General features: G+C 40.1%; 16 protein-coding genes. 1 reads left to right on the top strand and 15 read right to left on the bottom strand.

Going from position 1 to position 18,095, the window contains the following annotated elements:
* Positions 1-73: 73 nt before the first annotated feature.
* The 7 genes from LHV68_02985 to LHV68_02955 all read right to left on the bottom strand — a co-directional run bounded on the left by LHV68_02985 (position 74) and on the right by LHV68_02955 (position 9,287).
* Complete coding sequence (locus LHV68_02985) at positions 74-2,008, bottom strand: glycosyltransferase family 39 protein (protein ID MCB4790831.1); 1,935 nt, start codon at positions 2,006-2,008, stop codon at positions 74-76.
* Positions 2,001-2,753, bottom strand: a complete 753-nt coding sequence (locus LHV68_02980) for a glycosyltransferase family 2 protein (protein ID MCB4790830.1) — start codon at positions 2,751-2,753, stop codon at positions 2,001-2,003. Before LHV68_02980 ends, LHV68_02985 begins: the two co-directional genes overlap by 8 nt.
* A complete protein-coding gene (locus LHV68_02975) occupies positions 2,737-4,224 on the bottom strand; it encodes a glycosyltransferase family 39 protein (GenBank protein MCB4790829.1) in 1,488 nt (495 codons plus the stop codon). Before LHV68_02975 ends, LHV68_02980 begins: the two co-directional genes overlap by 17 nt.
* A 51-nt stretch (positions 4,225-4,275) precedes the next feature.
* Positions 4,276-5,586: a nucleotide sugar dehydrogenase gene (locus tag LHV68_02970; protein ID MCB4790828.1), complete on the bottom strand. Its 1,311-nt coding sequence runs from the start codon at positions 5,584-5,586 to the stop codon at positions 4,276-4,278.
* 8 nt (positions 5,587-5,594) lie between these two features.
* Entirely contained in the window at positions 5,595-6,683 is a 1,089-nt protein-coding gene (locus LHV68_02965; protein ID MCB4790827.1) for a glycosyltransferase, read from the bottom strand.
* Between the two features lie 38 nt (positions 6,684-6,721).
* Positions 6,722-8,077 carry a B12-binding domain-containing radical SAM protein gene (locus LHV68_02960; GenBank protein ID MCB4790826.1) on the bottom strand — a complete coding sequence of 452 codons (1,356 nt, stop codon included), beginning with the start codon at positions 8,075-8,077 and terminating at the stop codon, positions 6,722-6,724.
* 82 nt (positions 8,078-8,159) lie between these two features.
* Positions 8,160-9,287, bottom strand: a complete 1,128-nt coding sequence (locus tag LHV68_02955; protein ID MCB4790825.1) for a glycosyltransferase family 4 protein — start codon at positions 9,285-9,287, stop codon at positions 8,160-8,162.
* Positions 9,288-9,595: 308 nt separating this feature from the next.
* Here LHV68_02955 and LHV68_02950 point away from each other — a divergent pair, with 308 nt between their 5' ends.
* Positions 9,596-10,012 carry a response regulator gene (locus tag LHV68_02950; GenBank protein ID MCB4790824.1) on the top strand — a complete coding sequence of 139 codons (417 nt, stop codon included), beginning with the start codon at positions 9,596-9,598 and terminating at the stop codon, positions 10,010-10,012.
* Positions 10,013-10,186: 174 nt separating this feature from the next.
* Here LHV68_02950 and LHV68_02945 read toward each other — a convergent pair whose 3' ends face one another.
* The 8 genes from LHV68_02945 to LHV68_02910 form a co-directional block, all read right to left on the bottom strand.
* Positions 10,187-10,762 carry a nitroreductase family protein gene (locus tag LHV68_02945; protein MCB4790823.1) on the bottom strand — a complete coding sequence of 192 codons (576 nt, stop codon included), beginning with the start codon at positions 10,760-10,762 and terminating at the stop codon, positions 10,187-10,189.
* Positions 10,763-10,843: 81 nt separating this feature from the next.
* Positions 10,844-11,800 (bottom strand): hypothetical protein, encoded by a 957-nt coding sequence (locus LHV68_02940; GenBank protein MCB4790822.1) that lies wholly within the window; start codon positions 11,798-11,800, stop codon positions 10,844-10,846.
* 126 nt (positions 11,801-11,926) lie between these two features.
* A complete protein-coding gene (locus tag LHV68_02935) occupies positions 11,927-12,538 on the bottom strand; it encodes an acetyltransferase (protein ID MCB4790821.1) in 612 nt (203 codons plus the stop codon).
* Positions 12,522-13,595: a Gfo/Idh/MocA family oxidoreductase gene (locus tag LHV68_02930; protein ID MCB4790820.1), complete on the bottom strand. Its 1,074-nt coding sequence runs from the start codon at positions 13,593-13,595 to the stop codon at positions 12,522-12,524. The genes LHV68_02935 and LHV68_02930 overlap by 17 nt, the downstream gene beginning before the upstream one ends.
* Before the next feature lie 14 nt (positions 13,596-13,609).
* Positions 13,610-13,978 (bottom strand): PIN domain-containing protein, encoded by a 369-nt coding sequence (locus LHV68_02925; protein MCB4790819.1) that lies wholly within the window; start codon positions 13,976-13,978, stop codon positions 13,610-13,612.
* Complete coding sequence (locus LHV68_02920; GenBank protein MCB4790818.1) at positions 13,979-14,170, bottom strand: type II toxin-antitoxin system VapB family antitoxin; 192 nt, start codon at positions 14,168-14,170, stop codon at positions 13,979-13,981. It lies immediately after the preceding gene.
* 18 nt (positions 14,171-14,188) lie between these two features.
* Positions 14,189-16,645, bottom strand: coding sequence for a YfhO family protein (locus LHV68_02915; protein MCB4790817.1), 2,457 nt, complete (start codon positions 16,643-16,645; stop codon positions 14,189-14,191).
* 7 nt (positions 16,646-16,652) lie between these two features.
* Positions 16,653-18,077, bottom strand: coding sequence for a B12-binding domain-containing radical SAM protein (locus LHV68_02910; GenBank protein MCB4790816.1), 1,425 nt, complete (start codon positions 18,075-18,077; stop codon positions 16,653-16,655).
* Positions 18,078-18,095: the final 18 nt, after the last annotated feature.

Genomic DNA, 18,095 nt, shown 5'->3' with positions numbered 1-18,095 from the left:
AGTACTTCAAAGTCTTTGATTTTCACTATACGCTCTAGGCTACCCGCTAAACGCCATCTTTAAAAGCTATCCTCTAAATTTTATATACCCGGCAGTATTGATCTTCGTAGATTAACTTTAGAGAGCGATTTATAAAAGCTTCAAAAATATTTTTATCTTTTTGCGACAGTTTGTCTTCGTAGCCAAGCCTTTTTATTTCAAAGGAATTCACCAGGATGTGAGTTATTTCCTCATTTTTCAATATCGTTTCAAGGTCTTTCTCATTTTCTGAGCGTCCCAGCCATTCGATTACAGGATGCCTGTCAAAATCAGTAGGGGTTATATTCGCGCGGCGGATATAATAGCTTCTGGTTTCCCCCCAGTTTAATATTTTAGAGTTTTCCGGCAGGGAATTTATAACTTCGTTCAATGCCTGAAAAGAATTAACCTTCCGGGTCAGATATTGCTCCCTGGTCTCTTTTCCTATGACTACCGAATAGGGGTCAATGCTCGCCATGACCCAGTGGAATAATAAAATGTTATGAATAAAACTTAAGGCCAGAATAAAATAGACGGTCTTTTTTACCCATTTTATTTCAGATAAATTCGATAAACTTAATGCAGCCAGGATGCATATAAAGGGTAGTACCGGGACCAGAAACCGCATGACCTTTCCTGTTAAAAGCCAGATAAAACAATAACATATTGTGAAAAATAATACAATAATCTCGATCCTTGTCATTTTGTTCCTGAAGATCAAAAACGGTATGAATAACAGGAATACCGGGCCTAATATGTCAAATCCGCCGCCGAAATTAAAACCGTATGCGGTCAGTTCCCAAGGGAGCAGTAAGAGATCAATAATATTATATATACCGAGGCCATGAGCTTTAATATGGCTGAAATATCGGGATGCCGCCTCGTTAGTAATAACCGAATTCGTAAATAGAGAAGTCCCCCAAGGTGCTATAGGGTTATTCAAGAACAAAATATTTTTAAGAAGCCAGGGGCTGAACAATAAAAGTACGACCGCCAGGTATTTAAGTGCATTTACAGCTCCGGCCTTGCTATCCTTCGATTCATAAGCGGTAAGTAGCATAAGAAGCAGTACAGGTATTACAGCGGTATATTTTATACCCAGGGCTGTTCCGGCAAAAAAACCGGCAGAATATAGCCAGAAATCGTGCTTTGATTCATTGAACAATATTATATTGTAAAAACTTAAAAATACAAAAAATGCCAGCCCCAGGTCTATGTAGGTCCCGGTAGAAAGGAAAAGGACTAGGGGCGTAAAAAACCATATTAGGGCGGCTAAAATGCCGGTTTCTCTGTTCAAGTAACGTTTTGAAAAGGTATAAACCTGAAAGCTTATCAAAGCCAGGAATGTCCAATGAATAAGGTTAGCAAGGATATCGCTATCTATCGAAACAGCTGACTGGTAAAGCATTTCCATATTCTGCGGGAACGAAAAATAAAAGTTATGAGGTACAAATAAGATTTTACCGGATTCAAGATAGACCTTAGGAAAGGCCAGGTGATAGACCAGAGAATCGTACTGGGTAGGAGGAGCCAAGGCTCCGATAAGGCTGCTGAGCATAGGTATCAAAGCTATCAGCATCCAGTACCTTGCCCCGGAAACAATATGTTCGTGTATTTTCCCTGCTACGGTCAAAAAAAGGATAAAACCTGCCAGCAATATTATAAAATAGAAAATATTGCTCGCTAGGCCTAAATAGTCCGAGGCCAATACTATGAAGGATAAGATAGCAAAGCCTGCACCAGAAGAAAAAACTATTTTTTCAAGGTAGGAAAGATGGTGCCTGTGCCAGAAAACTATCCCCCAGCCGCTCGCTGAAATAACATAAAAAGAAAGTATAAGTATATGGCTCAAAGCTGCACCGGTTATTTTTACCGAAGATATACCGGGAAGCCCAAATATTATATCCGTAAAAGGGAAAAGCCTGTAATAAAGAAAGCTTACTACCAGGACCCACCCTACCATAATAATACTTTTGAGATTTTTAAACATCTGCTTTTTCAAACATCTTGAAATTTGCCAGCCCTGACCTGTGCAAAACGGATTTACTTACATTTAAAAGGGTTTCAAGGCCGTATTTCACACTTCTTTGAAAATTTATCGATGATGCCTCAGGGAAATATTTGGCCGCGACAGGGATATCCCCTATCCTAAAACCAAAATATGCCGCCTGGATCAGTATCTCCTGGTCAAATACAAAATCATTTGAATTTTGTATCCAGGGTATTTCCTCTAAAGCCCTGCGTGAAAAAGCCCTGTAGCCTGTGTGGTATTCGCTTAAATTAAGCCCCAGGAACAGGTTTTCTATGAACGTAAGCATCCTGTTGAACAAATATTTGTATAACGGCATACCGCCGTCTAAAGCTTCTTTTCTTGTCCTTATCCTGTTAGCAAGCACTATGTCGCAGATGTCTTCCTTGATCAACCCTGCAAGGTAAGGGACGAGCCTTGGGTCATACTGGTAATCGGGATGGAGCATTACAACTATGTCTGCGCCTGCTTTCAGGGCTTCAGTGTAACATGTTTTTTGATTACCGCCATACCCCAGATTCTTTGGGTGGACTATGACCTTGAGCCCGAGTTTTCTTGCAAGTTCTGCTGTCTGGTCCTTTGAAGCATCGTCTACAAGGATTATCTCGTCATAAGAACCTTTTGGGATAGCATTTAGGGTTTTTTCGAGAGTTTTTTCTGCGTTATAAGCAGGCATTACTATCGTAACTTTAGGTTTTTTTTCCATAGATCGTTATCCTCGGTTGGTGGAATGTTGCCAACGGTATATTGGCCCAGCTATTGATTACATCATACTTATTTAATATCCCGGTTTCCTGTTTTGAAACAGTGCTGTTGTCAAAATGGCTCGTTATTATATAATCATATTTTAAAGACAGCTCATCTGCCGGCTGATCTGCTATTTTCCCTTCCCAGTCCACTCTCACCTGATAAGGGTCCTTGTTCATGAATTCAGGCGTGTACGGAAGGCGCAGTATCCTTGAGCCGGCTGGCAGGTTTTGTTTTATCCAATCATAAGCCAGAAGCCTTGTATCTCTTTTAGACAGTGAGACATCGAGCTTAACAGCGCTAACTACCGCAGGCAGGCAGGATAGCGTAACTACAACGTAAATCAAAATCATCCTGCTTTTAAGTAAGGGTATAAAAGATAAACCGTAACTTCCCGCAAGAACAAGGAACGGCAAAACCGGCAGGAGATAATGCGGCGAGCGTATCTTCCAGGTAGAAAGGAACAGCATGTAAACCGCAGGAAAACTTAATAGATAAAGTATCTTTTTCAGGCTCTCTTTGTCAGAGTACTTGACGCACAGGATAATCCCGAAAGAAAGCAGTAAAAATATCATTATCGTAGAGGCATTTACCAGGGCAGAAAAAAGCCCGAAAAAACCGAACGAAAAGCTAGACTCAGGCGACCAGACGATAAGGTTGAAACGATCAATGAACCTTGATATAAAAGCAGGAAAATCCAATACGGAAAACGGACAGGCCAGTACAAAACCCGAGGCCATAAAAAAGATAGAATATAAAGATGTTCTTAAAAATGATATTTTTTCTTTTTCAAAGGCAAGATAAAGGACAGGCAGAACAAAGATGAAGGGATAATACTTGACCGCAGCCGCAAGGCCCATTATAAGTGAGCCCAGGTATAAATCCTTTTTTTTTCCGGAACTGTAATATCTTAAAAGATGAAGCACCGAAAAAAGGATAAAAAATACGCAGGCGGTATCTACAGTCCCATAATGAGAATGAAGGATATTTACCGGAATAACTGCCATTATTAACGCAGGTATAACGCCGGAAGACAGGTTTTCCCTTCCGATCCTATAAACCAGGTATATGCCGGCTAAAGCAAAGAATACTGTCAAAGACCGCGCTATAAGGTAAAGTGCAGAAGCATCTCCGTTTAAAAACATGCCTACAAAACTGTCCAGCGAAGCGAATACACCGGCCGCCATCCCTATCAAAAAATATATGAAGTATAGAAAACCTAACAAATATAAGAATAAAGTAGGGTAATCAAAAAAAACATGAGGGTTCAGATCGCCAGAAAAAAACTTCATCGTATAAAATATGACTACAGACTCGTCTATATGCGCTTTTTTTAACGGCAGCCCCCAACTCAACCCCCACAAACGCAAAGCAAGCCCGATTCCCAACACCAAAAATATGCCTATATATTCATCAATATATTTTTTCATAAATTAAACATTTAATTTTTCAATTTGCATTTTGATATTTGCATTTGTTGTTTACAGCCTTACTATATTATTGCCCTTCAACCCGTTTGTGGCGTTCCTTGAGTCGATGATAAGTTTTGCGTTTTTTACTATCTGGCAATAATCTACGTCCGTATGGTTGGTCGTGATAACTACGGCATCATATTTTTTTATGTTTTTTAAGTCCTTGATAGAGCTGTACTTTAATTGTTTAGAGCCGATATTAACGCATACGTTCGGAACGAACGGGTCATAATACTCTATCTTTGCGTCTTTATCGATGAGCAGCTTAAGTATGTCAAGGGCAGGTGATTCTCTGATATCGCTTATATTTTTTTTGTATGCCATCCCCAGCATAAGGATAGCCGCTCCGTTTATTGATTTTCCTTTTTTATTTAAGCTGTCCACAATCTTCTGAACTAGGTATTCCGGCATCTTTGCGTTTATCTCGCCTGCGAGTTCTATGAAACGCGAGTAAAAGTTCAGTGTTTTTAATTTCCAGGACAGGTATTGAGGGTCAAGGGGTATGCAGTGCCCGCCTATCCCGGGCCCCGGATAGAACGGCATATAGCCGAAAGGTTTTGAAGCCGCAGCTTCTATTATCTCCCAGCAGTCGAGTTTCAGCCTGTCGCACATTAGAGCGACCTCGTTGACCAGCCCGATATTTACTGCCCTGAACGTGTTTTCAAGAAGCTTTACCATTTCCGCAGCTTCGGTAGATGAGACAACACAGACTTTCATTGTGATCTTTGCATATACATCTTTTGCAAGGTCCGCAGAGGTCAGGTCTATGCCTCCGACCACCTTCGGAGTATTCCGTATATTGTAGGTCTTATTTCCCGGGTCAACCCTTTCGGGGCTGAATGCAAGATAAAGGTCTTTACCGCACTTTAAGCCACCTTTTTCAAGCAAAGGCTGTACGATCTCCTTAGTTGTGCCTGGATAAGTAGTGGATTCTAATATTATAAGCTGGCCTTCCCGTACTATCTTTGAAATACTTTCCGCGGAAGCTACTATATAGGAAACATCCGGGTCTTTTGATTTTCTAAGGGGAGTCGGCACGCATATAATTATAACGTCCATGTTCTTTAAGTGCGAAAAATCAGTCGTAGAGTTCAGCTTTTTACTTGTAACAAGAGCCGAGACAGTCTTAGAATCAACATCGTCTATGTACGACCTTTTGCTCTTTATTGCCTTAACTTTTGCCGGGTCTACCTCAAAACCTGTAACCGCAAACCCTTCACTTGCAAATGCAACCGCCAACGGAAGGCCCACATATCCAAGCCCCATAATTCCGATCTTAGCTTCGTTGTTTTTTATTTTATTACTAAGTATCCTATACATTTTACCTCCTACTTTATTTGATGAGCTCTTGTGCGGGACAGCATATTTTCATACAGAGACTTCACCTGGCCAATCATTTTATCGTTGGAATAATTCAGGCTTTTATTATGCCCGTTAAAACCAAATTCTTTTGCCTTCTTAATGTCTTTAAGCAGCCCGTCTACGGCATCCGAAAACTTCTCTATGTCAAGATGGTTGACCAATACCCCGTTATGCTCATCCTGGACCAGCTCTCTTACTCCTCCTACGTTCATGGCTACCACAGGCAGGCTGCAGGACATCGCTTCAAGTATGCTCTGAGGAAAACTCTCTTCTCTTGAAGGAAGGATATATATATCGCTGGCGCTTAAGAGGTCCGCAATATCATTCCTCCAGCCGAGCAGTTTTACCCTTTTCTCTGCGTTCAAGTGCCTGAGCTTTCCTTCCAACATTTCTTTCTCCGGCCCGTCCCCGGCTATTATGAATGCGCAGTGCTTTAATTTGTCAATCAGCTCCGGCAGGAAATCCGCACCCTTTTCTTTATGAAGCCGCCCTATATAAGCAACTATAGGAATATCTGTTTCTATTTTAAGCTCGTTTCTAACGGCTTCCCTTGTTCTGCCAGGTCTAAAAGCCTTAAAATCCAGGCCGTTATAAACAACTGCTATCTTGCTTGCGGGTATCTTTTCGCGTTTACATAAAAGGTCTTTTGCAGCCTGCGAATTTGCGATTATTAAATTGCACCACTGTGCCGTATAACCATCCAGCCAAGCATGATAGAAACACTTCCAGTCATCTACAGCCTGCTGCGTAGACATGATAACAGGGACTTTTGCTATTTTCCCGGCTATCCGGCCGAGTATATTTGCGCGGAAAAGGAATGTATGAAGCATATCAAATTCATTTTCTTTTAAAAACTTTAATATCGCAAAAAAACCCGGCAAATGCACGACCTTGACATTGTTCTTTTCAAGCAGTTCGCCTATATGCCCCTTTTCCTTTATATAACCCACGGTAAATTCGTATTCATTAACCATACTCTGAATAAGGGTAAAAAGGAATTTTTCAGTTCCGCCTATATTTAAGCTCGTTGATAAATAAAAAATCCTAATTTTCATTCTCATCCCGGCCATTACCGATCCCGCATCGGTACTGGCTAATATAACTTTTTTAAAAGCCTTTTCAGAAGCTTTGCTTTTTCCCACAAGAACGGGTATTCTTCAAGATATACTTTAAGGAAATACCTTGAAATATTCCTGTCCTTGTACATCTCCCAGTAAAAATCCTTATAGGCTTTCCTTATCTCTTTATAGCTGAAGTCCGGCAGTTCAAGCACGCCTTTCCTGAAATAGCTCTCAGCATGCTGTTTATCTACAATATACCCTTTCTGTTTACAGTATTCTCCGAGCTCAGTTCCCGGATAAGGGTAAAATATAGTTAACTGTACAAGATCAGGCATCACTTTCTTATTTAACTCAAGCGTATCTCTAAAAAGCTCAGGAGTTTCTTCAGGTATGCCTACCATATTAAAAGAACTTGTTTTAATATTATACTTTTTACAGAGTTCAAAAGCTTTTTCGATATCGGCATTGGACATATTCCTTTTTAATACCCGTTTCCTCAGGTCTTCATTGCCGGACTCTATGCCTATGCTTATAAGCTCACAATTTGCTTTTTTAAGGCTTGAGATAAGCTCTTCATCCAGCTGTTCCGGCCTTGCGTTGCACCTGAACGGAAGTTTGAAACGCTTCGGGTATTCTGCGCAGAAATCCAGGACCCATTTCCTTGACTTGGTAAAACTGTCATCGTCAAAATTAAGGATAGACGGGTTGAACTTTGTTATGACGTTCTCTATTTCCTTCATTGCCCGTCCGGCACTTTTAAACCTGATATAATTGCCTTTTTGCCTGTACATGTTCCTTAAAAGCTCATTACAGCAGTAAGTACAGTTGTGCGGGCACCCTCTTGAAAAAGAAAGGCTCGGGTAGTTCAAATAGACTTCTTTTGTAAATATCTCGTAATCTGGAAGAGGCAGGCTGTCAAGCTCTGCAATAAGAGGATATGAATCGTTCTTTTTAATTTTTGAGTTGTCAAGGTAGTAGAGGTTCTTAATATCCTTGAAAGAAGCATTTTTCTTGAGCCTTTCAGCGAACTCCTTTAAAGGATATTCCCCTTCGCCGTAACAAAGAGCATCAACTTCGGGTATTTCCTTAATCGCCTCTGTATCTGCATTTATATGTGCACCCCCGCATACTATCGGTATCTTAAAAGACCTCTTAAAAGCAGATATAAAATCCTTAACAAAGTTCCACTGGTTCGTTACTACAGAAATAGCTATAAGATCAGGCCCAAAACCCCTTATCCGTTCAAAAGCCTTGTTAAAATCCTTAGATTCAAGGTATATCAAACCCGTTTCATGCCCTACTTCTTTCAAGCAGGCAGACAAACTAGCTATCCCGTGATGAGCCGTCTTTTCAAGTTTTAAGCATGGATAAACAAACAGTATTTTCAATTAATTCCCTAAATTTATTAAAGTTAAACTTTAATTTCATTAACCAAGTTCCACTGCGTAGGTGGAACTTGGTTTCTTAGTTTTATTTAATAACAAGCTCATCATATAACTTTATATACTTATCTCGTATTGATTCAATTGAGTAGTTTTTAACTATGTTTTCACGAGCCTTCTGACCCATGTTTTTTCTTAAAACCGGATCTTTTAAAAGCCTTTCCAGTTTATCAGCCAGTTCATTATGGTTCTTTGGGTCAAAAAGGTATCCGGTCTCCCCATCTTTTATAAGGCCAACGCTTCCCCCTACCCTGCTTGCTATTACTGCAAGCCCGCAGGAAAGAGCTTCAAGTAGAGAATTTGAAACACCTTCAGCAAAAGAAGGAAGGACAAATATATCACTTGAAACCAGGTGACTTCTAATATCTTTCTGTTCTCCGAGGAATTTTACTCTGTTATTGATACCTAGTTTTTCTGTTAGGTGAATTAACTCATCCTTTTTACTGCCCCCGCCAACTATGAAGAGTTCTGCGTTGGCCTTTGAAATCACAGTTTTCCATGCCTTGAGCAGTGCAGGAACATTTTTAACGTCTTCAAGCCTTCCTACAAATAAGACTTTAGGAACATTATTCGATCTTTTTTCCTGTTCTGGAGCAAAATAACCAGTGTCTACACCGTTTGGGAGTACCCTGATCTTTTCTTCTTGATAACCTATGCTCATAAGCTCTGTTTTTATCTTTACATCCGTGCATACTACCACATCTGTAAAGATGTCTAATATTTTAAGTTTGAGTTTTCCAAAAAATGAAGCTTTGGATGTAGTTACTTCTCCTGTTATCCCTGACCCAGTGAATTTTACAATAGAAGGTTTTCCAAAGAGTTTTGCAAGGATAGAACCGAAGAAAGCCGATGCAGTGGCGACATGACTGTGCACTATGTCAAAGTTATTGCTTTTTCTTATAAAAAACCATTTCAGGTTTGCCCAGAATATCAAATTTGCAAGCACCCTTACATCGTTAGGAAAAGCAGAAAGCCGTAAAACCTGAACCCCGTCAATATCTTCCCTTTTTTTTAGGCCTTGAAGCCTCTCGGTAACCACGGTTATTTTATGCCCCAAAGAAGCAAGCGAGAGCGAAAGGTTCAAACACTGCCTTTCAGCCCCGCCCACAACCGGCGGAAACCTGGAAATAACCATCAAAATTCTTTTCGGATCCATTAATGTGGAACCCCTACGTCCTTTAAAATGATGTGAGAACCCACCAACAAAATACTCTTCCACGCCACGGCAGGGCTTACATTACGGCGGGAATAAAAAACAATACAAAAATAAAGTATATTTTGTAAATTTAAAAAAGTATACCAAATTATTTTAGGATTATCAATTATGTTTTTAAATGGCATATTGACATTTCTATTTTATAATGCTAATATGGCAACATAGATTCCATACCTGCAACAAAAATACGGGTATGGTTTTTTTATGTCCGATTTGGCATTCTACATTAATGGTTTACGGGGGAAAATATGGCAATTAAAGTTTTGGTAGTTGATGATGAGCCGGAAATGCTTGAGTTCATAAAGACCGGTCTTGATCTTTTGGGCTATGAGGTTTTAGTGACTTCCAGTGCATTAGAAGCGATAGCTCTCACACATAAAATAAAACCCGATATCGTTATTCTGGATTTTATAATGCCAAGTATAGACGGCTATAGCATTTTCAGGGGGCTTTCAGCCTCCAGGATAACAAAGGATATCCCCGTCATCTTTATCACCGGGAATATCACAAAACCTCAAATAATGGAAAAGATATCTTCGCTTAATGCCAGTGACTGCCTGTTAAAACCCTTTGAAATAAAAACCCTGTCAAACTCCATTAAAAACGCTTTATTGACAAAACAGACAAAAGCACAAAGCGACCATTTAGCCGACCAATCTGCATAAATAATTATTGTTACTTTCTATCGTGATACTGCTTACTTATATTTAAGTTTCGTATCTAACTATTGCCCCTCTCTTACCAAATTTGAGTTTCTTACTAAAGCCTGGTCATTTTACAATCTTCTTTTGGATATCGTATTATCAAACAACGTTGTCCCTCTTTCCATCCGCTTTATTTTACCACTTCTCCCAATGGATGTTTTCTGCTTTAAATTTGTCTTTGGGCTTATCTTCGCCTGTGGGGTGGCCTACGGGAATTACGTTTAACGGGATGATATTTTCCGGAATGTTGAGGGTTTTTCTTACTGCATCCATCCTTTCTTTATAGGGATAGGCTGCTGTCCAGACGGCTCCAAGACCCAGGGCTTCGGCGGCAAGGAGGATGTTTTCGCTTGCGCAGGAGCAGTCGACTATAGCGAAATCCATACTCTTATCATAGGCTTTTTCAGGCACAGCGCACACGATTATGGCAGAGCCTGCTCTCGGAAGCATCTTTACATACGGAAGGGCTTTTGTTAAGGAATCAATGGCATTTTTATCCGTTACAATTACAAAAGACCAGGGCTGTTTGTTTACTGCAGTAGGCGCTGCCATACCGGCTTTGACTATTTTTTCAAGATCGGCCTTAGCTGCCGGAACACCGGTAAAATTCCTGACGCTCTTTCTTTTATGGATAAAAGTTAAAGTGTCACCCGCAGAATAAGCAAGTATCGAGCAAAACATTAAAACCGCTAACGTAAATACCCGTTTCATGATTTTACCTCCCCTTTTACATTTAGCATTTTACATCTAACATTTAAAGAACAATAAGACTAACTTAATTTTATTCCTTTCTTATTCTTGCAGGCATTTTAGATCTTTAAATATCATTTCCGCCAGTCCCTTATTTGCCTGTGCTGTAGGATGGCCGTCGGGTTGTGCATATTTAGGGCTTAAAAAATCACTTTTATTTTCGTAAACAAGGTATTTTATACCTGATTTTTTAAAGTACGAAATAATCTCTGGCGAACCCGGCGGATATATCACCACATAAAAGTCATCGCTTTTGAATTTGCGTTTGAATGTTTTTTTTGATTCTTCTATTACTCTAAAAGTTAATTCAATATCCTTCTGGTCTATATGCCTGGCAGCATATTTTTCGATATAAATACCGAAAGGAGAGGTTTTTAAAACCTTATAAGTATGATATTTCCAGAACCTTGCAGTTGATAGGAGACCTTTCTGCCTTAGTTTGTTTTCACTGTCCAGATAAAAATACGGGCCGTCACAACCGAAGATAGTCTTTCCCGATACCCGGTTTATATGGTCTTCAACAAACAGGTAAATAAGAAGTTTTTTACCTCCTTTCTGAACCTCTTCCGTTATTCCGGGCTGGTTCAGTTTTGCAAGCATATAATGCGGCCCGCCGCCGCACACCGCATAGTTGTACGGCTTAAAAGAAGCGACAAGTTCTGAAATGTAAAAAGGAAGGGTTTCATTATTCTGCAGGCCGTGCCCGAACATGAACGAACATCCAAAAAAAAGAATTGAATTTTTCCTGTTCCCTTCATTCCCCGCAGGAGTGGCCCTTCTGCCGTACTCATCAAAAGAATACACTGCATCGTACAAAACCCGGTCGCCGGACTTAGCTATATGGTGTCCTGATGTATTCGGCTTATAACAATTCCCGCAGGTTAGGTCAACATCTCTTTCTATATCGTATACTTCAGATAATTTTGCATCAGAGATCTTTGACCTTAACGATACAGCCAAAATTAGTAAAAGAACTGAAATAATACACCCTAAGAACACCAGTAATATTCTACTCTTAAATAGTTTCGTGGGGCCAGACCTCAAATGTTGAGTTACTTAATATTCTTTTAGATTTGATATACTTTGATTATTTTAGTGGGTTTGCCTGCTATCCTTCGACTTCGTTCAGGATTTTGAATTGTATTCTTCAATTTCAGTTATATCTCTGATAACTCTTGCGGGGTTTCCGACAACGACTTTATTCTGCGGGACATTCTTAGAAACCACTGAACCTGCGCCGATAAGCGCATTTTCGCCTATGGTTACTGCGGGAAGTATAGTCGAGTTTGCACCTATCTTGGCATTCTTTCTTACAGAAGCGCCTTTTAAGGTATCTTTAACGTTCTTTGAGCGCGGGTATTTTGCATTGGTAAATACCACGTTCGGGCCTATCCAGGCATTTTCTTCTATTTCGGTATATTCCGGGATAAATACGTTCGAGTGCACCCTTACATTATCGCCAAGCACAACATCGTGTTCTATAACAGAGTTCGTGCCTATGCTTACGTTATTTCCTATACGGTTATTTTCCCTTATCATCACATGGTGCCCGGTCTGGAAATTATCGCCTATCTTATTGCCGGAGTAAATCACCGTATGAGTCCGGATGTTGGCATTATTACCTATTGAGGTCTTTTTGGGGTTTTTGTCCTGGGAATAGCCGATGATAGAATAATCGCCTATTTTTATGCCTTTGCCCAGTTTGGTATTGGGATACACTTTATAGTTTTTTGTCATTTGTTTTGATACCGAGCCTGCATTTCTTTGGTTTGAACTTTAAAAACACTTCCTTGTTCGTTTCTGCGGACTCGTAAATAGCATTTATAAGTTCAAGTGATTTTCTGCCTTCAAGCCCGTCAATTAAACCTTTTTTGCTCTTCTTTATGCTTGAAATAACATCCTTTATGAATTCTGTATGGTTCCAGGCGAATTCGTCCGGATTTTTATTGTATTTTGTAAACATTTCATCGTCAACGGGTTTCCTGGTTGTAAAATTCCATGTCTTAAGCTCGTTCATGAAAAAACCGCCTATTTCCACCGAACCTTTTTCTCCAAGGACTGATATCGAACCTTCCAGGTCTTTCGGCCTTGTGGCTGTAGTGGCCTCGATCAAACCCAGAGCACCGCTTTTAAACCTCAGGATAACTACTCCCGTATCTTCGGCTTCTATGTTCACAAGACGGGTCGTGGTCATTGACATTACGCTTTCCACGTCCCCCATGAGCCAGACCAGCATATCTATGTGGTGGCTTGCCTGATTTGTAAGCACACCGCCGTCATAGGCCCAGGTACCGCGCCAGGGTTTTTCATTATAATAGTCCTGGGTCCTGCACCATCTTACCGTTACTGAACCAAGGACGAGCTTTCCCATCCTTCCTGAATCCAAAGCCTCTTTAAGCTTTGTTACAGGAGTATTAAACCTGTTCTGCTGTGCGACATATAAGTTGACGCCGTTCTCATCGCAGGCCTGTATCATTTTGTCCGCATCTTCTATCCTGAGCGATATGGGCTTTTCTACTATAAAATGTTTTTTGTATTTCACCATATCGAGCACTGTTTCACAATGGGTGCCGCTCGGCGTGAGTATCGAAAAGATGTCTATATCGCAGGAAGATGCCATTTTGTGAGGGTCGGTAAAATACGGTACTTTGTATTCTTCCGCAACCTTCTTTGCGGATGCGCCGTTTATGTCGCAGACACAGGATAATTCCGCATCCGGTATCCGTTTTATCGATACTAAATGTTTTTTTGCTATAGCACCGCAGCCTATGACCGCAAACTTGATTTTTTTCATTAAATTTCCTTTAGTCAATTCATTTGAACATAATTTATCTTTAATATTTTTGCTGTATTCTTAAGTTTTTTATCTAATGTCCATAAAACGGCATTGCTTAACAAACATGATGAAAGAAGATAAATGTCGATTAAACCTAACCCTATACCCATTAAATTATTACTTTCAATAAACTTAAGTATTTCATCGTTTCTTATATCTTTTGTCATAGGCAACGAAGTGAGTAATCTTAAAATTTCTTTTCTATTTTTTATATTTCCGCAGGCAAGCTCTCCTATAACAAATTCATGTATTATTATCTCATCTTCTTCCAGTAATTCTTCAATATGCTTATTCCCGTGCCGGAAGTAGTCTATCCATACTGAAGTATCAACAAGAACCATCTATTTAAACCTCCTGCGCGGTATAGCTCTGAGATGTTTTTCACTTCCCCCTAACTTCATCAACCGTTTCCTGCTTGCTCTCTCTATCAAAGATTCAAGCCCCATCCTTACTAAAGTTGTTTTTTCAGTTATCCCTGATAATTCAGCCGCTTTTTTCAACAAAGCATCACCGATATTCAATGTCGTTCTCATACAATCCTCCATGAATAATTAGCCCATACGGTTTATATGTATCATTATGCATTTTTTATGCATACTTGTCAACACTGCTTTATCTCCTAGGATCATCTTATTTACAAAATAAATACCAAGCAAAGCTACTGAAAGCAACGTTAAGAGCAATCCTACTTTATAAGAAAAAGGATCATAAACAAAATTAACCCTGTATTTCCCCTCTTTTAGCAAGATCCCTTTCATGATAAGGTTAACCGGAAATATCTCCTGCACCTTGCCGTTCACATAAGCTTTCCAGCCCGTATAGAACAGGTCGTTCAATATAAGGACACCGCTGTTCCTGAATTCAACATCCAAAGTAACCCTGTTGTTTGAATATTCCCTTAATATAATATTTTTGGTGTGCCTCATGCCCGGAGGCTTGAGGTATTCAGCCGTCACATTTTTGGCTTCGATAACAGCAGAATTATTAAAATCTATCTTGCCGGTTTTTATCAGGTCCAGTGCTTCATTTTCGCTTCCTGCTCTTATTAAAGAAGTAACTCCGAATACCCTCGGGAATACTTGTTTATTCCTGTAAATATCGATATCTCCCCTGTAAACAAGTTCAAGCGATTTCGTATCGTAATTTCCCGATGAAAGTATGTATTTAACGTTCGCAAGCCCCAATATTTTCATCTTTTCTTCAACGTTGTTACTGTCAATGCCAGCAGCATAATTGTAATACTGGAGGTACCTTTTTACCGGCACGGACGTTGCTCTTATAATGCTTGGAATATGGTACTGCAGGGCAGAATGCAGCGATTCTCTTGACAGCATCTGCCCGGCCGCGTTTTTAAAATCCCACTGCGAGTAGGCTATCTTTTTGTAAAAATCTCCGTTTACCGGATAAACCCTGAAAAGCCCGGCATTTTGAGCGAGATATTTTGCCGTATAAGGGATTTTTGTAAAATAGGACTTATCTATCAGCGGGTTAAAATTATGGAATACAATGAACAGATCGGTGAAAATGCCGGCTAAAATTAACAGCTTAAATCCTGTCTTTGATATTTTCATTTTATGCCACAGCCGGAATAATACAATAAATGAGAGCATAAAAAAGACAGGTATGATAAAATTATTCGGGTCGGTTAACCTGCTCAAAAATTCCGTGACCTTAGGCATATAGCGGGTATTGGACATATTATGCGACTCTAAAATATTTTGAACAAGATAAATTATTTTATCTTTGAACAAACCTACCGTAACACTGCAGAAAAAAGTCATTAGGATTACAACTCCTGAAAAATAAATGCTCCTTTTAAATAACTTTGATTTTTCAGGTTCTGTTATTTTGTTGCCTGTAAGATGGTCTATTCCTATACCGCACAAAACCGACATTGAAAAACTGAATATGAACAGGTATTCCATGGGATACCTTAAATGACTGAAACCCGGTATATGGTATTGAATAAAGAATATGGGGCTGTATTTCCCAAGCGCAGCTATGAACGAAACCAATGCTAAAAACAAAAATAACACTACATAGGCATTCTTTTTTATGTTCATTAAAGCTATCATGAACAAAAACAATGAAAATATCCCGAAATAACCGTGTTCAGCAAATGGAAATGACCTCCCCAGATATTCCAGGTTAGGCCTGAACCCGAAGAGCTTCGGATATACAAGCGAGATGACCTCTTCCGGGCATAACTGCATGGAACCGGCCAGCTTGTATGTCATTTCCCCTTCTGCCCTGCCTGCATTTTGACTGAGTTCATATTGGGGTAAAAACTGTACCGCTGATATAAGCACACCAAGGATAATGACGGTGCACAGGGGAATGACGAAATTATTTGTAATTAGACTTTTTGAAACTGTCTCTTTAACGTATTTTAAATAATACTCCAGACCGACATAGAAAGTAATTACTATCATCGTATAGAACCACAGCTGTGTGCCCCCTAAGAACTGGACGCCGAACATCATGCCCGCCAGAATAAAATAAGCTTTGTTGGAATCCCTGAAAGCGCCTTTTATCATTAGAAGAATAAGAGGAAGCCATAAAGCTGAATCAAGCAGAGTCGACTGGGTTATCCGCGTCAGGATAGAACCGCTGTAAGAGAAAAGGACCGAAACAACCAGTGAAGCTGTCTTTGACAGACTTATTGAGCGGGCGAAAAGGTATGTTAAAAGCATCAATAAAATGAAATGCAGGATTATAGTGTAATTGCTGTTGATATGTGCAGGCAAAAAGAAGACAAGCAGGTTAAGCGGGTAAAGGCACGGGTTAGATTGAGACGTTGCAGAGAACGGGTAACCGAATTCCATTTCCGGCGACCAGTTCGGCATGATACCCGATTTTATGACGTCCGAACCGTAGTTTGAGAAATTGACGAACTGGAACCCCAGGTCTGCATGATAAAAATAACTTGACAGGAACAGGGGCTTATAGAAAAAACAGAGAATGAACAAGGCTATTAAGGCAGGAATCGTAAGAGCTTTTATTTTCATGTAAAAGTCATTTTTTCAAAAATAAAGATTTAAAATAAACAAAACCTCTTTCAGAATATTTCTTTAAAGACTGAAAGCTGTTTATCTTTACAAGGTGCTTAAGAAGGAATGAGGGCCTGAAATAAAACTCCCTGTACGCTTTTTTCTGGATAGCCTTTAAATATTCTATAGGTACGCCGGGCGGCGAATAAACCGGGAAACCTGCCGTATGGGAAGACATCTTTTCGTAGGAATCCCCTTCAAAAAACCCGTGGTTTATGGCGATGTCAAAAAGTTCCGTACCCGGATAAGGTATAGTATAGCTGAACTGCACACTGCCAAGAGGAAGAGATTTCGCGAAATCTATAGTGTCCCTGATACTTTCTTTTGTGTCATAAGGGTGGCCTATCATAAAAAAACCTTTTGTATGAATACCGGCGGAATTGAGCTGGTTTACTACGCTATCTACCTGTTCAAGAGTAATGTTCTTTCTTATTTTCTTAAGTACTTCGGCGTTCCCGCTTTCAATGCCGAGGCTTATGTACCAGCACCCTGAATTTTTCATTAAAGGGATAAGCTCCGGGTGTTTATAAAGGATATCTATCCTCCCGTGGCAGGACCAGGTAAGGCCCAGTTTTTGTTCTTTCAGGGCGTTGCATATCTTTATGGTCCGTTCAATATCCACTATGAACGTATCGTCTACAAAAATTATCTCTTTTATGCCGTAATTTTTTACCAGATGCCTTATCTCTTCCATCACTTTGTCAAAAGAATGCATCCTGTACCTCGCGCCGAATATCCTGGCACAGAATATGCAGGCATAGGGACATCCCCTGCTTGTAATGACGCTCGTCATAGGTAGCTGTTTGTACCTGAAAGCATTGCTGTAACACTCACCGGCTATGTTCGGCAGGAGGTCCCGTGCAGGCAGAGGAAGTTCATCAAGGTTCTTTATATAATCCCTCGGAGAGGTAAGTATTATCTTATCGCCTTGTCTATAGGCTATTCCATTCACTTTCTCTATGGGCTGTTTGTTTTCTATAGAATTTACGAGTTCAAGAAAAGTGTATTCCCCCTCACCGATAACCGCATAAGCGATCTGGGGTATCTGTTTCATCGTCTTTTCAGGGATGAGGCTTATATGGGGCCCGCCTACGACTATGGCAGCCTGGAGGTTTAATTCTTTGATGGTTTTGATTGTATCCAACAACTGGTTGAACTTCGGGGTATGAGATGTTATCCCTATAACCTGAGGCCTGTCTTTTAACAGCCTTTCTTTCAGCTTCTCGCCGGTTATCCGTAAAGCTTCTCCGTCAATTATATTTACTTCATGTTTATTGTTCCTTAAAACAGCCGCTATGTAGCACAGGCCCAAAGGAGGGTATGTCCCGCCTTTGTCCCAGCGCAGTTCGTCCTGTCTCATAAGTGACGGGTTTATTAAAGTTATTTTCAAACTAGATACCTCAATTAA

The sequence above is a fragment of the Candidatus Liberimonas magnetica genome, from assembly GCA_020523885.1.
Classification (GTDB): Bacteria; Elusimicrobiota; Endomicrobiia; order Endomicrobiales; family JAFGIL01; genus Liberimonas; species Liberimonas magnetica.
The sequence above is the reverse complement of the archived record's forward strand: the minus strand, read 5'-3'. Positions and strand labels throughout refer to the sequence as shown.

What these genes read in the sequence shown, in the direction of transcription:
- LHV68_02985 (MCB4790831.1), bottom strand. Translation starts at nt 2,008, where the DNA reads ATGTTTAAAAATCTCAAAAGTATTATTATGGTAGGGTGGGTCCTGGTA.
- LHV68_02980 (MCB4790830.1), bottom strand. Translation starts at nt 2,753, where the DNA reads ATGGAAAAAAAACCTAAAGTTACGATAGTAATGCCTGCTTATAACGCA.
- LHV68_02950 (MCB4790824.1), top strand. Translation starts at nt 9,596, where the DNA reads ATGGCAATTAAAGTTTTGGTAGTTGATGATGAGCCGGAAATGCTTGAG.
- LHV68_02915 (MCB4790817.1), bottom strand. Translation starts at nt 16,645, where the DNA reads ATGAAAATAAAAGCTCTTACGATTCCTGCCTTAATAGCCTTGTTCATT.
- LHV68_02925 (MCB4790819.1), bottom strand. Translation starts at nt 13,978, where the DNA reads ATGGTTCTTGTTGATACTTCAGTATGGATAGACTACTTCCGGCACGGG.
- LHV68_02945 (MCB4790823.1), bottom strand. Translation starts at nt 10,762, where the DNA reads ATGAAACGGGTATTTACGTTAGCGGTTTTAATGTTTTGCTCGATACTT.
- LHV68_02975 (MCB4790829.1), bottom strand. Translation starts at nt 4,224, where the DNA reads ATGAAAAAATATATTGATGAATATATAGGCATATTTTTGGTGTTGGGA.
- LHV68_02965 (MCB4790827.1), bottom strand. Translation starts at nt 6,683, where the DNA reads ATGAAAATTAGGATTTTTTATTTATCAACGAGCTTAAATATAGGCGGA.
- LHV68_02930 (MCB4790820.1), bottom strand. Translation starts at nt 13,595, where the DNA reads ATGAAAAAAATCAAGTTTGCGGTCATAGGCTGCGGTGCTATAGCAAAA.
- LHV68_02920 (MCB4790818.1), bottom strand. Translation starts at nt 14,170, where the DNA reads ATGAGAACGACATTGAATATCGGTGATGCTTTGTTGAAAAAAGCGGCT.
- LHV68_02935 (MCB4790821.1), bottom strand. Translation starts at nt 12,538, where the DNA reads ATGACAAAAAACTATAAAGTGTATCCCAATACCAAACTGGGCAAAGGC.
- LHV68_02955 (MCB4790825.1), bottom strand. Translation starts at nt 9,287, where the DNA reads ATGGATCCGAAAAGAATTTTGATGGTTATTTCCAGGTTTCCGCCGGTT.
- LHV68_02970 (MCB4790828.1), bottom strand. Translation starts at nt 5,586, where the DNA reads ATGTATAGGATACTTAGTAATAAAATAAAAAACAACGAAGCTAAGATC.